We start from the raw sequence: 14,396 nt of genomic DNA, 5'->3' as shown, positions 1-14,396 counted from the left end.
ATCTATTTGCTGCACTTTAATGCTTACGGCACAATCTCTTAGGTTGAATTGTGACGCTAATGTCGAGAGGAAGTGAAGTATGGCAAGTCCAAGAGTATTAAAGTCACAGATTACTGATATTACCTGTGGCGAGAATGTCACTATCATCGAGCCAAGTAACGTTTATGGCTGTGAGCTTAAAGATGATGTGTTCGTTGGCCCCTTTGTTGAGATTCAAAAGAACACCGTGATAGGTGCGAGAAGCAAGATTCAATCTCACACCTTTATCTGTGAGTATGTGACCATTGGAAGTGACTGCTTTGTTGGTCACGGAGTCATGTTTGCCAACGACTTATTCAAAGAGGGCAAGCCAGATCCTAATCCTGAAAGTTGGGGGCGTACCTTGATAGCTGACAACGTCACGATCGGTTCTAACGCTACGGTTCTGTCTGTCAGCATTTGCGAAGGTGCAGTAATCGGCGCGGGCAGTGTGGTAACGAAAGACATCACCGAAAAAGGTATCTACGCAGGTAACCCAGCCAAGAAATTGAGAGGTTTACCGTAACCGTATTAATAAGCCGTGGTTCATGAATCATAAGGTGCGGCTTTTTAGGGAAACATTAGAGTATTTGTCATGGATGTATTTTTACACTTACTTCAACCGAATGACGCGAGTGCGCTTTTGGATTTTGAGGTCGAAAATCGAGAGTGGTTTGAGCAATTTATTCCAGTTAGGGGTGATAGCTTCTATTCAAATGCAGGTGTGACCGAGCAAATCACCAGCTTTCTAACTGAATACGAGAATGGTGAGATGATTCCTATGTTGATCAAAGACGCCAATGGCACTGTCTGTGGAAGAATCAACATCCGCGATATCGACCAGATCGCCCATAGTGGAGAGCTAGGGTATCGAGTAGGTCGTTCCTTTGCTTCAAAAGGCATTGCGTCTAACGCAGTAAAGCAGTTTCTACTCTATTTGGAGGAACAGACCAACCTTAAATATGTTGATGCCTATGCGTTAGTGGGCAATATCGGTTCCAACAAAATCTTATCCAATACCGGTTTTGAATTGGTCGAGTATCTTGAGAGCTACGCGGTGTTTAAAGGAGAACATCAAGATGCTCATTATTATCGTAAGGTTTTAGCTGACTAGGTGACTATCAGTGCCTTATACATTAGAAGCTGGCAGCGTCCTTCTAGCCAGCTTCGAGCCTTTATTTTCAAGGTTTAAGGTTACTTCTAGGGTTATGGCCACTTCTAGTTATACAGTTACTTCTGAGGTTTATTGCGTTCGATTACGCTAATTGCGATTGCCAAAAACAGGATGTCTTTCACTAGGAAGAAGTTAGTGACTAAGATGCCATCCGATACTTTCCAAGCGTTTGGCGTTGTAATCAGGAAGCTGAGTGTCACAACAAAGATAGCCGCTGCAGCAATGCCTGAGTAGAAGGCAACTGTCGGTTTCTTAAATCCAACGATCAGTCCAATCGCGACAATGATCTCCGCGCCACCCACCATGTTAGACACAGCTTGGACTGAGAACAGATTGTAAAGCCAGTTCATTGCAGGATGGTTTGCGATTAAAGGCTCGATAAGCATTGCTTCGGTTGGCGTAAACTTGTAAATACCAATCCAAGCTAACACCAACGCTACGCCAATCACGCCTAGGTTATATCCCACATTACTCTGTTTTAAATCATAGGTTTGAACATGCATAAAAGTACTCAATTTAATAAACTCCCTGAATATGACCGCAATAGCTCAGATTAAATTTCGCATTGAGAATAATAATTAATATATTTATCTAAAAACTTAATAGGTAGCGACTTATTGTCTCGATAGGAACTCAAAGGCTAGTGATGTTGAGAACCAAAGCAATGGGTAGGCGATAGTGCTGTTCAAAAGGTAACGCGAGCTTTCTAATTTTTGTTTTCAATATTCATGATTTGGATTAGATTACGCTGATGTTCACCCTAATTATAAGAAGAGTATAACCAGTGAAAATTCATAGAATTAACCCGACCAAACGTTGGTCTGATGTAACTGTTTTTAACGGTATTGCAAGCTTTGTGGAAGTGGCAGAGACGGATACAACAGCAGGAATTAAGAGTCAGGTTCAGCAAATCTTCGAACAAGCCGAAGAAATGATGAGTTTGGTAGACAGCGACAAATCTCGCGTATTGTCAGTGACTATTTATCTCACGGATTTCGCTAACTTTGATGCACTCAATGAAGTTTGGGAAGCGTGGTTCCCTGAAGGCTGCGCGCCAAGCCGTGCATGCGTGAAAGCAGAACTTGCTAATCCTGAGCTACTGGTTGAGATGTCGTTTATGGTTGCTGCGGGTGAAAAGTTTCAATAAGCCGAACTATCGATTGAAATAAGCTTCGTAGATAGAAGTAACGAACAGATAAAACAAAGCCACTCAGGTGAATCACTTGAGTGGCTTTTTAGTGTTCTACGCTACCCGAAACTAAATCGGGTCAGGTATTAAGCGATACCTTGATCTCTTGCCATCTGCTTCGCGATCTTCGGCGCGTGCCATAGACACGGGAGCAAGATAAACGATACCGGAACCGCTGTGATTACAATGAACGACTGTAGAGCGGAGATGCCGCCTGAACCCATCGAGATAAGTGTGATCGCTACCGCACCCATGATGATACCCCAGAAGGTACGTACCGCTGCGTTTGGCTCTGTCGTACCCGTCATTACCACACTGATTGTGTAAGTCATTGAGTCACCTGTTGTCACGATGAACGTGGTCGTCAGGATCAGGAACAGAATTGCAATCAAAGTCGGGAACGGCAGTTGAGCGGTAATGGCCAGTAGCACAGCAGGAAGGTTAAAGCCTTCGAATGCACTAGAGATCACACCTGGGTTCTCTAATTCAAACGCTAAACCGCTACCACCAACGATGCTGAACCAGAAACACGTTACAAGCGGTGCAACGATGCTGATAGAAACGATCATTTGGCGAATAGTACGGCCACGTGAGATGCGAGCAATGAAGATAGCCATCATTGGGCCATAACCTAAGAACCAACCCCAGAAGAATACCGTCCAACCACCTAGCCACGCTGTATCTTGGCGGTATAGCGCCATTGGGATGAAGTTATCAACCATTTCGCCCATACCTTGCAGGTAGCCATCAACGATGAAGCTCGTTGGGCCAACAAGAAGGATGTAGCCGATTAGACACACAGACAAGATGATGTTGTAACGGCTTACCAGTTGGATACCTTTGTTCACGCCGCTCAAAGCAGAAAGCGTGTACATTGCGATAGCAAAGATAATAACGACACTTTGTGTAGCAAAGCTGTCGGAAATACCAAACAGTTCGCTTAGCGCGTAGCTGATTTGTAGGCCAAGGAAGCCGATAGGGCCGATAGTACCTGCGGCTACAGCCACGATGCTGCATGCGTCGACTACGTTACCAACCCAGCTGTTAATCGCTTTGTCGCCAAGTACTGGGTAAAGCAGCGTGCGAGGCTTAAGAGGAAGGCCTTTGTCGTAATGCAAGTGCATTAACACGATGGAAGACAAACCACCTAAGATTGCCCATGCAAGGAAACCCCAGTGCATGAAAGATTGTGATAGAGCATTGAACGCCATCGCTTGAGGATCTGCGTTGCCATACAGTGGCGGAGCTGAAACAAAGTGAGCAATAGGCTCTGCGGCTGCCCAGAACACCCCACCGCCGGCTAGCAGCGTACATAGGACGATAGACATCCATTTAAAGGTGGTCATTTCAGGTAGGGCAAGCGTTCCTAAGCGAACGTGGCCAGTGCGACCTAGTGCAAGCACTAAACCGATAATGAAGTTGAGAAGTAGTAGGACTTGCCAGAAAGCACCGAACCATTTAGTTGAATAACTAAAGCCGATGTTTACAAGTTCGGACAACACGGAGGTGTTGGTGAAGGCTAGGATGACAAAGAGGGTTAAAAAACTGCCACTAAGCCAAAAGACTGGGTTTCCGAGTTCCAGCTTTTCACCCAAAGATTGAGCTTTATTGAAATCGATAGAAGTAGATTCTGCGTTGATGTTTTCGTTGGCGACTTGCGTCAAGTTGGACATTATTTCTTCGCTATATTTGGCTCTTTCAAGCCTATGTATTTCTCCCACACTTGCATTGGAAATGTGAGGTTCGTCAAAAAAATCCGCGATACTACCACAATTGTTAAGGAAAAGTGGGCAAATTTAGAAAAGAAATCAGTTCTACGGCGAAATCAATCCCTTTTGGTTAGTTTTAAAACGAAATTTCAGAACGAACAAATAAAGCAGATATGAATAGAGTTTTGTAATTAAGGATACGAATTAGGCGATATTTTTTAGCGTACCGAAATAAATTTAATATTAGTTGTTCGTGCAAAATAAGTGTCGACTCATTGCATGCTATAAACAAATTAATGCGAGTCATTTTATAAATATCGAATATTTTAGGTGTTAAATTGGCACTGTTACCTACAGTTGTTTTGCGAAGAGATTTAAGTGATGAGAAATATGACACTTAAATTAAGCATCTTGAAACAATAACTTAAGGGACAGCTAACATGCACCTAAACCAAGGAAGAGTGGCCAAGAAGGTTTTTACACTCAGTACTCTCACCGCGTCATGCTTAATGGCGTTCAACAGCTACGCGGCTGTGGATTGTTCAACGTTAGAAGCGTGGGATTCTGCCACGGTGTACACCGGTGGTGATCAGGTTTCACATGACGGCAGCGCGTACTCAGCGAATTACTGGAATCAAAATAACAACCCGAGCCAATTTGAGGGTGACTATGCACAATGGAAAAAGATTGATGTGTGTAGTGGTGGCGGAGGTGGCGGTACGCCAAATGAAGTACCAACGGCTTCATTAACGGCACCCTCTGCTTCTGACGTGATTACTGAAGGCGATAATGTTGTATTGAGTGCAACAGCACTAGATTCTGATGGCAGTGTGGCTTCGGTTGAGTTCTTTGTTGATGGCGCATCTGTTGCGGTAGTCACAGCGGCACCTTTCGAAGCGACTTGGGCTGCAACGTCGGGTAATCATCAGGTTTCTGTTGTTGCAACGGATAATGAAGGCGCAGCAAGTGTTGCAAGTGCGGTTTCTGTTTCTGTTGATTCAGCACAACCAGGGAATGAAGCACCGACAGTTTCAGTTGCACTTTCAGTGACATCTGTTGATGTTGGTGGTGTAGTCACACTGACAGCAACGGCAGCAGATAGCGATGGCACGGTTGATAAGGTTGATTTCTACGTAGCGGGTGCTCTTGTGGGCACTGCTGCAACGAGCCCTTACACGTTAGATTACACAACAACTCAAGCGGGTTCTTTAGCAGTTTACGCGAAAGCAACAGACGACCAAGGTGCGACTGCAGATTCTGCGTTGGCATCTTTGACCGTGAACGGCGCTCCAACAGTGAGCACATGTCGCCCTGATGGCTTATATCAAACTCAAGGTGTCGATGTTCCTTACTGTACAATTTACGATGATGAAGGCCGTGAGAAAATGGGCGCAGACCATCCCCGTCGTGTCATTGGTTACTTCACAAGTTGGCGTGCAGGGGATGACCCACAAGCTGCTTACCTAGTAAATGATATTCCTTGGGAACAACTCACACACATTAACTACGCTTTCGTGAGCATCGGTTCAGATGGCAAAGTAAACGTCGGTGATGTAAACGATCCAAATAACGCAGCGGTTGGTAAAGAGTGGCCGGGTGTGGAAGTTGATCCGGCATTAGGCTTCAAAGGTCACTTCGGTGCATTAGCGACAGCGAAGAAAAAACACGGCGTGAAAACGTTAATCTCAATCGGTGGTTGGGCTGAAACAGGTGGTCACTTCGCGACTGATGGCAGCCGCGTGGCTGATGGTGGTTTCTACACCATGACGACCAATGCTGATGGTTCTATCAACCATCAAGGTATCGAAACATTCGCGACTTCAGCGGTCGAAATGCTGCGTAAGTACCAGTTCGATGGTCTAGATATCGATTACGAATACCCAACTTCTATGGCTGGCGCAGGTAACCCATACGACAAAGACTTCATGGAGCCGCGTCGTCAATACCTGTGGGCGTCGTACCAAGTGTTGATGAAAGTGCTACGTGAGAAGCTCGATGCGGCGTCTGCGCAAGATGGCAATCACTACATGTTAACGATCGCAGCGCCTTCTTCTGGTTACCTATTACGCGGTATGGAAACATTCGATGTAACCAAGTACCTCGATTACGTAAACATCATGTCTTACGACCTTCACGGTGCGTGGAACGATCACGTAGGTCATAACGCAGCCTTGTTTGATACGGGTAAAGATTCAGAGCTAGCGCAGTGGAACGTATACGACACGGCGGCTTACGGTGGTATTGGTTATCTGAACACGGATTGGGCTTACCATTACTTCCGTGGTTCTATGCCAGCAGGCCGTATTAACATCGGTGTGCCTTACTACACTCGTGGTTGGCAAGGCGTAACGGGTGGTGAGAATGGTCTTTGGGGCCGAGCAGCACTGCCAAACCAATCTGAATGTTCAGCGGGTACGGGTGAAGGCGAGAAAAACAACTGTGGCCATGGCGCTATTGGTATCGACAACATGTGGCACGATACCGATCCAAAAGGTAACGAAATGGGCGCGGGTTCTAACCCTATGTGGCACGCGAAGAACCTAGAGAAGGGTATTTGGGGCTCTTACGCTGAAGCTTACAAGCTTGATCCTGTGAATGATCCTTCAGATGTTCTAACGGGCACTTACACGAGAAACTACGACAGTGTGGCGGTTGCCCCTTGGTTGTGGAACGCAGAGAAGGGCGTATTCCTTTCAACAGAAGATAAACAGTCTATCGACGTGAAAGCGGACTACGTTATCGACAAAGAGATCGGCGGCATTATGTTCTGGGAACTAGCAGGGGATTATAACTGTTATGTTCTCGATGCGAATGGCAACCGAAGCTCTATCGATACGACTGAGCAAGCGTGTAACAGCGGTAACGGTGAGTTCCACATGGGTAACACCATGACGAAAGCTATCTACGATAAGTTTAAGTCTGCAACACCATATGGAAACAAAGTAGCGACGGGTGCTATTCCAACAGAAGCGCTAGATATCGCGGTATCGGTTGGTGGCTTCAAAGTCGGTGACCAAAACTACCCAATCAACCCTAAGATCACGTTCACGAACAACACAGGGCAAGCTCTTCCGGGTGGAACTGAGTTCCAATTCGATATCCCAGTATCTGCACCTGATAACGCGAAAGATCAATCGGGTGGTGGTTTGACCGTGATTGCTTCAGGTCATACTCGCGCGGATAACATCGGTGGACTAGATGGAACCATGCACCGAGTGGCGTTTACGTTGCCGACATGGGAAGAGCTTCCTGCTGGCGGTGTGTATGAGTTAGACATGGTGTATTACTTGCCAATTTCTGGCCCTGCTAACTACGCGGTGAATGTCGGTGGCGTTGATTACGCGTTTAGCTTCGAGCAGCCAGATCTACCATTAGGTGATATCAGTTCAGGTGGCGGTAACCCTGGCGATGGTGGCACCAATCCAGGTACATGTGATACGGCAGGTTTAGCGGTTTACCCAGACTTACCTCAGAAAGATTGGGCAGGTAACCCAAGCCATGCAAACACAGGAGACCAAGTGGTTCACAACGGTAGTGTTTACCAAGCAAACTGGTGGACAAGTTCTGAACCGGGTAGCGATGGTAGCTGGACTCAAGTTTGTTCTTAATTTAATGCTAAGCAAACTATTTATAGACAATAGAGTGTAGTAATAGGTAATAAACACAAATGCTTTTAAGTCTATTTATCAGGAATTAGTATCAATTAAGTAATCAATCTAGACGTAAAATCAAAAAGCCGAACTGAATCCAGTTCGGCGTTTTTGTTATAAGTCACAGATTACGTATAGAAACCCTTAAAAATATCGACACTCATTCAGTAAAAAATAAAAACATGATATAAAACAGTCTGTATATAAGAGAAGTCACAGCGTTACCTGAAATTATAAATCTACGGGGTAATCTTGAAAGTCAGACGTAAATACATTCTTAATTTTTCAATTGCGCTCGCCGTCGTGTCGATGATTCTTTCTGCCTTTCAATTTAATCGAACTGAAAGGTCATTGTTGGAATCTAACCAACTGTTTTTTCGTACGATTGTGAACGCGAGTTACGATATTGTCGACACCACAGTTAATGAGGCGATAAAGACATATCTTAAAGGAATTACGGATACCGTTGCGTCTCATGTATGGCATACCACGCCAGAACAAGAAGTTGAACAGGTAAGCCAAATTGCCCGTGAATTGCATATTGGACAATCGGGTTATATCTATTTGATGTCACCCCAAGGCGTCCATCTCTACCATCCATTCTTGCAAGGTCAGAAGCGTGGGCATCTTACTCATATCCAAAAACAGCTCACTATCGACTCTGGCATGATCGAGTACTTTCACGCTAACCCTCATGAGATAAGCCGCAGAGCCAAAGTCGCTTATTCGATGAGGCTACCGAGTGGTAATACTTTGGTTGCGACGACCTATAAAGAAGAATTGATGTATTTGGTCGATCTTGAAGGTTTAAAAGATAAACTTAGAAAGTATGCGTTTGGTGATAGCGGATATGTGTACATTGTCGATCTGCAGGGTAACTTAGTGCTTCATCCAGATTATGAGCACAAATCATTGAAATCCTTAATAGGCTACTCGTCTGAACTGCTTATTGATCGAATCGCCACCAAACCAGAAGGTCAATTCAGTTACTCGATTTCCAGTGATAGTGGCACGACCAACAAAAAAATCTTCTATAAGTTTTACCCTTATCTTAATTGGGTCATTTCTGCAGGTATCTTAGAGCAAGAGCTTAATCGAAATCATAGCCTATTGTTTATTAGCTTGATGGCTTTGGTTGTAAGTTTGTTGAGCATTATTGTCGTGTTGGTGCTTTACCTGCGGCATCGTCATCTTAGAATCTTGGATGTGGCAAGCCTCGATTACCTTACTGGGCTTCCTAGTCGACGGAGTTTTATCGAACAGCTAAAACTGAAAATTACTCAAAGGTCGCCTTATCCGCTAACAAATGTCGGTGTCATTTTGCTGGATATTGACCATTTCAAGCGGGTGAACGATCAATATGGTCATGCTCAAGGCGATAGGTTTATCTGTGAGGTCGCAAAATCACTGAAGAGATTTGTTAACCGTCGTCGTTTGATTGCACGCTATGGCGGTGAAGAGTTTATTTTGGTGACGTTTGATTGTGATGAACATGAGTTATTCGAATTATCAGAGGCGTTACGGTTATGTGTTGAGCAACTTCAAGGCTTAGTGTCGCCAGTAACAATCAGCGCTGGTTGTTGCCATGCTCAAGCACTGACTGACATTGAAACCGCTATCGATAAAGCCGACAAAGCGCTTTATCAAGCAAAAGAGAGTGGACGTAACAACACTCAAGCGTATCGAGAGAACGAATATCACGTTGCTTACATGTGATCGGTTGAAAGCCTCATTGAATTGAAAAGTTTTGTTCACACAAATCGAGCTCTTGAGAACGACAAACACAAAAAAGCCCAAATAGATCGCTCTATTTGGGCTTTTTCAGAATTATTTGAAAGGCTAATCGTTAATTTAAGCTTTCGCTGCTTTCATCGCTTCCGTTTTTTTTTCCTTTTGCATTTTTGCAAGGAAGTAGATGTTTACACAAGCGATAAAGCCGTTGGTGGCTGCAACTGGCCATGCGTCAATCATGATGCCGTATGCTGTGAAGAGTGCACAGCCAATAAAGTTAAGGACACGCAGACGAACGATATCTTTCATTGTTAATGAAATTGCGACCATAATAGACGCAGCGTAACCTAAAATTTCAACCATATTGAATTCCATTGTTTGACCCTCTTAAATTTGCCGATACTTTGTCGGTACCAATTCTTCTCTTCATGAGATGATTGAGGAAGCTCCGTGCCTCGAATGGTCTGGTTTTGTTTAACGGGGAGAACTATACCAACTCTGTTTTTGTGATTAAACCCCCAAAACAGACAGAGGTGAAGGTTAGCGATTACGCAAACGTTTAATGACCTTTCTATTAACATAATTACTATTTATGTTGGAGGTTGAATTGATAGTTATTCTTATATAGGTAAGGAAGCCTCGAATGATAAAACGATCCATTTGTGCAACAAAAAGCATAAAAAAAGCAGCACTATTGGCTTTGATGGCTATTGGGCTGACCGCATGCTCTACGCAAGAAATACCACCCACACACAATTATGGTGTGGTCACTAGCGGTGACTTTGGTTTCATGAAACACGGCGTGATGACGTACTCCTGGCACCCTGAGTCAGAAAAGGTTTACCTTTCTCAAAAATACGATGAAACCGTGGTAACCGATTTAGTGCGTGATTCGATTCAAGAACAGCTCTCAAGTAAAGGTTATCAGTTAAAGCAGGATGGTGTCGGTGATGTTGTTGTAGGCTTTGGATTAGCGGAAGAATCGGAACTGAACGATGAGTCTATCTTCGATGCGATTAAGCTATCTACTGGTGTGCCATTTTACGATGGTGAAGGTAAAGTCGCGGAGAAAGGGTCGTTGTACATTGCGTTTTTCGTACCTAACTCAGAGGTCGTACAATGGCAAGCATTAGCACAGTCTGGCATCCAACCTGATTTAGAGCCAAGCGAGAGCAAACAGCGTATTACTGGCTTTGTTGAAATGTTATTTAGACGCATGCCTGAGCGATAGCATTAGGCGTTGAATGCATTCGTGGAGTAAATATTAGTTGTGGAAAATATGGTCAGATCGCAGATTATACTTTTTTATTTGTAACGAATGGTACAAATACGTAAAGCAACGTAAAGTTCGCGCTTCTTTTGCTAGCATTTGTCTATACTGCTCAAAACGTTAACTTAGGTTTGATTCAATGAAACTGTTTTCCAAATACTCTCTCCCTCTATTAAGTATATTCATTGTAAGTAACGCCGCGATGGTAAGTAATGCAGCTATCGCAGCACCTTCTATAGTACCAAGCCCACCTAGCCTAGGCGCAAAAGGGTATGTGTTAATTGATTTTAATTCTGGTGATGTGCTGGTAGAAAAAAACGCACATACGAAGTTAAACCCAGCAAGCTTGACCAAACTGATGACCAGTTATGTGGCAGGTCAAGAGATGAAGCGAGGCAACATCTCTGCTGATGATCAGGTACGAATCAGTGAGAACGCGTGGGCGAAGAACTTCCCAGACTCTTCAAAAATGTTCATCGAAGTAAACACCGATGTAGCAATGATGGATCTTTATCGTGGCTTGATTATTCAATCCGGTAATGATGCTAGCGTTGCGATTGCAGAGCATGTTGCAGGCTCACAAGATGCATTCGTTGACCTGATGAACTCTTGGGCTACCTCTCTGAAGCTAGAAAACACCCATTTTGCCAATGCACATGGTTTGGATGCAGACGACCTCTATTCGACTCCTTACGATATCGCGTTACTCGGTCGTGCCATTATTCGTGATTTACCGGATGTGTATGGCTTATACAGCGAACGCTCTTTCAGTTACAACGGCATCACTCAACATAACCGTAATGGCTTGTTGCGTGATAGAAGCTTAACCGTTGATGGCATGAAAACGGGCTACACCTCTGGTGCTGGCTACAGTTTGGCGAGTTCAGCGACACAAGGTGAGATGAGACTTATCGCGGTTGTGATGGGCGCATCAAGCGTTAAGAGCCGTGAATCAGACAGCAAACAGCTGTTGAGCTACGGTTTCCGTTTCTTCGATACACTAAACCCGCATAAAGGCGGCGATCAAGTGGCTGAAGAGAAGGTATGGTTTGGTGAGCAAGACACATTGAAATTAGGTGTGGCAGAAGACACGTTCATTACGTTGCCTAAGTCAGACAGTAAAAAGCTGACTGCATCTATCGAGCTTAACTCTGAACTGAAAGCGCCAATTGCAGAAGGTCAAACTCTAGGTGTGGTTCATTACACCGTTGATGGCGAAGATGTTCAAACTCAGCCTTTGATCGCGCTTGAAGCGGTTGAACAGGGCGGTTTGTTCAAACGTTTAATAGACTACGTTAAGCTGTTCTTCGCGAGCCTGTTCTAAATAGAGCCTGTGGCGATAAGCCGCGCTGAAAAGTCGAAATATTATGGGTGTTGTGAGTGAATCACAGCGCCCTTTGTTATTTCTACATCAATGAAAACGCCGCGCCGCACTATCTTTATTAGCCGTAGCGGGCGGTTTCGATTACTATACGCAAAATTTAGCAGTGTAGTCACTTATGACGATAGATATAAAGAACGTAACCGAACCCGAAGTAACCTGTGCAAATTGTCAGGCATGCTGTTGTCGTTTAGAGGTTATGATCATCACAGATACGGGCGTACCTGAAGAACACATCGCTTATGATGAATGGGGCGGTGAAACCATGAAGCGCTTAGACGACGGCTGGTGTTCTGCGGTAGATAGAGAAACACTGATGTGTACTATCTACGAAAACCGACCATGGATCTGTCGCGAGTTCGAAATGGGCTCTTTCGAATGTGTTGACCAGCGCAAAGATGTGATGGGCTAGGCGTCTGCAGTATTGAACTCAGTAACTAAAGTACGCTAATGAACTGTGATAATCACATTAAAATTAAATATCAGGGTTCTATACCTTAAGCAGTTGTAGAACCTTGATGCGTTTTATGAGATCAAATATTGAGTGAGATAAGAGTCTTAGCTCGATAAGTTAGAGTTTAGAACTCGGAAGGCACTTCAAACTCCATCCATTCACCGGTTGTCGGGTGAATCAACTTTAAGTAGCCAGCGTGCAGGTGTAAGCGCTCGCGTTTGTATCCGTATAAGTCGTCACCACGAATAGGTACACCAAGCCCTAATGGATGAGCACAGTGCACTCGCAGCTGGTGGGTTCGCCCTGTTTTAGGGTACAAGTGAACCTTGGTTTTGCCATTGTGAGTGCTAACCACTTGCCAATGGGTCTCTGCATTTCGGCCGTGTTGGTGACAAACCAGTTGTCTTGGTCTGTCCGTGATGTCGCCGCGCAAAGGAAGGCTGATATTGCCAGGTTCGCCCGTTATCTCGCCATCTAACAAAGCGGTGTAGCGTTTCTCTACGGTTCTATTAATGAACTGCTTCTGAATATGCTTGTTTGATTCCGCCGTGAGCGCCAAGATCAACAAACCTGACGTCGACATATCCAACCTATGGATAATCAAAGGACCAGTCGCATCCGGGTAACGCGCTTTTATGCGGGTATAAACTGAATCTTCGATGAACTTACCGGGAACCGACAAGAACTCTTCAGGCTTATTGACGACTACGATTTCATCGTCTTCATAAACAATATTAAAAGACTTACCAACCGCAGGGTTCACGATAAGCGGGTTATCTTCTAGCTCTATGCTACTTAACTGGTGTTCGAGGATCTCAAAGCTTTTACTCTGACAAACAGGGTAGAGGTTTGCGTGTTGTCGAATGATGTCTGTAGGCGGTAATCCCCACCAAAACTCAGATAATGCTAACGGCTTGAACCCGTGTTCAAACGCAAAGTTAAGCAACTTAGGTAGGCAGCAGTCACCAGAGCCTTCAAGCGCGTCTTTACCATCGAGCAACTCGAGTAAATTCTTAGATTGCTTGGCTTGATTGATAAAGCGATAGTGAGAGAGGCGTTGAGTTTCCAACTGTTGTGAAACTGCTTGGTGATCTTGCTTACGGTTTTTCAGTTCGCTTTCAATCAAATCAATTTGTGATTGGCGCTCTGCGATCTTCTGTTTCCACTCAATACGAAGTGCTTTTAGGTCACGTTTCTCTTGGCTACTTTGATTGCCCAGTTGTTTGAGCAAATTCGCCGCTGACTCTAGATTCCCTAATGCTTTTTCTTGATTGGCTTGTTCTCTGAGTTCGTTACGCTGAGCTTTGTTTGCGGCCATTGCTAACTGAAAGGCTTCGATAGCTTTTGCTGATTCGATTTTTAACCCTTCAAGCTCGGCCAATAATGTGTCTAGATTGTGCGACTGTTGCAGCTTTTCAATGTCGTCCGAGAGCTGCAATTGTCGAGCAAGGTTCGCACTGTTTTGAGATTGAAACTGTTTTGAATCGAAGGCTGGTGGAACAAAGTGAATGTTGTTTAACTGAGAGACCAAAGCCGGATCTAACTGCAAGCCTGAAAACGCAGAAAGGTAACCTAACCCTTGTGTGGTTGGATTCTGAACAAGAAGCACAGCGTAGAGATTACCTTGCGAGGTTTCATTCACACCACAGTCGACAAGTGATTGCTGAAGCTGCAGCATAGCGAATTCACACACAGGGTGCGGGGTATAGTAATACGGAAACGTAAAACGAGTCGGTAGCGCTAAATCGACATTCGTGTTTGCTAGGTGCAGAGGTGTGTATTGAGCGAGGTTTGTTGGCATTAAGATCAAACTCTATGGC

At 44.6% G+C, this 14,396-nt stretch carries 12 protein-coding genes; 8 read left to right on the top strand and 4 right to left on the bottom strand.

All coding sequences use genetic code 11. The features are described 5' to 3' along the window. Positions 1–79 precede the first annotated feature (79 nt). Positions 80–544 (top strand): acyltransferase, encoded by a 465-nt coding sequence (locus tag AB4482_RS03555; protein WP_017062657.1) that lies wholly within the window; start codon positions 80–82, stop codon positions 542–544. 69 nt (positions 545–613) lie between these two features. Next, positions 614–1,132 (top strand): GNAT family N-acetyltransferase, encoded by a 519-nt coding sequence (locus AB4482_RS03550; RefSeq protein WP_372180560.1) that lies wholly within the window; start codon positions 614–616, stop codon positions 1,130–1,132. Between the two features lie 116 nt (positions 1,133–1,248). Here AB4482_RS03550 and AB4482_RS03545 read toward each other — a convergent pair whose 3' ends face one another. After that, entirely contained in the window at positions 1,249–1,695 is a 447-nt protein-coding gene (locus tag AB4482_RS03545; RefSeq protein WP_017108085.1) for a DUF417 family protein, read from the bottom strand. A 281-nt stretch (positions 1,696–1,976) separates the two neighbouring features. On the opposite strand from AB4482_RS03545, the gene AB4482_RS03540 reads away from it, so the two are divergent. Next, positions 1,977–2,339, top strand: coding sequence for a RidA family protein (locus tag AB4482_RS03540; protein ID WP_017062654.1), 363 nt, complete (start codon positions 1,977–1,979; stop codon positions 2,337–2,339). A 128-nt stretch (positions 2,340–2,467) separates the two neighbouring features. Here the strand turns inward: AB4482_RS03540 and AB4482_RS03535 are convergent, their stop codons facing one another. Continuing rightward, positions 2,468–4,054, bottom strand: coding sequence for a BCCT family transporter (locus AB4482_RS03535; protein WP_017062653.1), 1,587 nt, complete (start codon positions 4,052–4,054; stop codon positions 2,468–2,470). A 476-nt stretch (positions 4,055–4,530) separates the two neighbouring features. On the opposite strand from AB4482_RS03535, the gene AB4482_RS03530 reads away from it, so the two are divergent. Next, the gene (locus AB4482_RS03530; RefSeq protein ID WP_017072213.1) at positions 4,531–7,698 is read left to right on the top strand and encodes a chitinase C-terminal domain-containing protein; all 3,168 of its coding nucleotides are present in this window, start codon (positions 4,531–4,533) and stop codon (positions 7,696–7,698) included. A 294-nt stretch (positions 7,699–7,992) separates the two neighbouring features. After that, on the top strand, positions 7,993–9,456 hold the full coding sequence (locus AB4482_RS03525) for a diguanylate cyclase domain-containing protein (protein ID WP_372117299.1): 1,464 nt from the start codon (positions 7,993–7,995) through the stop codon (positions 9,454–9,456). 135 nt (positions 9,457–9,591) lie between these two features. Here AB4482_RS03525 and AB4482_RS03520 read toward each other — a convergent pair whose 3' ends face one another. After that, a complete protein-coding gene (locus AB4482_RS03520; RefSeq protein WP_017068159.1) occupies positions 9,592–9,846 on the bottom strand; it encodes a YgjV family protein in 255 nt (84 codons plus the stop codon). Positions 9,847–10,114: 268 nt separating this feature from the next. Between AB4482_RS03520 and AB4482_RS03515 the strand changes: the two genes are divergently transcribed. The 3 genes from AB4482_RS03515 to AB4482_RS03505 all read left to right on the top strand — a co-directional run bounded on the left by AB4482_RS03515 (position 10,115) and on the right by AB4482_RS03505 (position 12,534). Continuing rightward, positions 10,115–10,702 (top strand): DUF4136 domain-containing protein, encoded by a 588-nt coding sequence (locus AB4482_RS03515; protein WP_017064475.1) that lies wholly within the window; start codon positions 10,115–10,117, stop codon positions 10,700–10,702. 178 nt (positions 10,703–10,880) lie between these two features. Further along, positions 10,881–12,065: a D-alanyl-D-alanine carboxypeptidase family protein gene (locus AB4482_RS03510; protein WP_017064476.1), complete on the top strand. Its 1,185-nt coding sequence runs from the start codon at positions 10,881–10,883 to the stop codon at positions 12,063–12,065. 175 nt (positions 12,066–12,240) lie between these two features. Beyond that, positions 12,241–12,534, top strand: a complete 294-nt coding sequence (locus AB4482_RS03505) for a YkgJ family cysteine cluster protein (protein ID WP_080582263.1) — start codon at positions 12,241–12,243, stop codon at positions 12,532–12,534. Between the two features lie 166 nt (positions 12,535–12,700). Here the strand turns inward: AB4482_RS03505 and AB4482_RS03500 are convergent, their stop codons facing one another. Continuing rightward, on the bottom strand, positions 12,701–14,377 hold the full coding sequence (locus AB4482_RS03500) for an RluA family pseudouridine synthase (protein ID WP_136978163.1): 1,677 nt from the start codon (positions 14,375–14,377) through the stop codon (positions 12,701–12,703). Positions 14,378–14,396: the final 19 nt, after the last annotated feature.

The sequence above is a fragment of the Vibrio sp. 10N.222.55.C7 genome, assembly GCF_041473335.1.
Taxonomy (GTDB): Bacteria; Pseudomonadota; Gammaproteobacteria; order Enterobacterales; family Vibrionaceae; genus Vibrio; species Vibrio crassostreae_C.
This window is presented reverse-complemented; position numbering and strand designations above follow the sequence as displayed.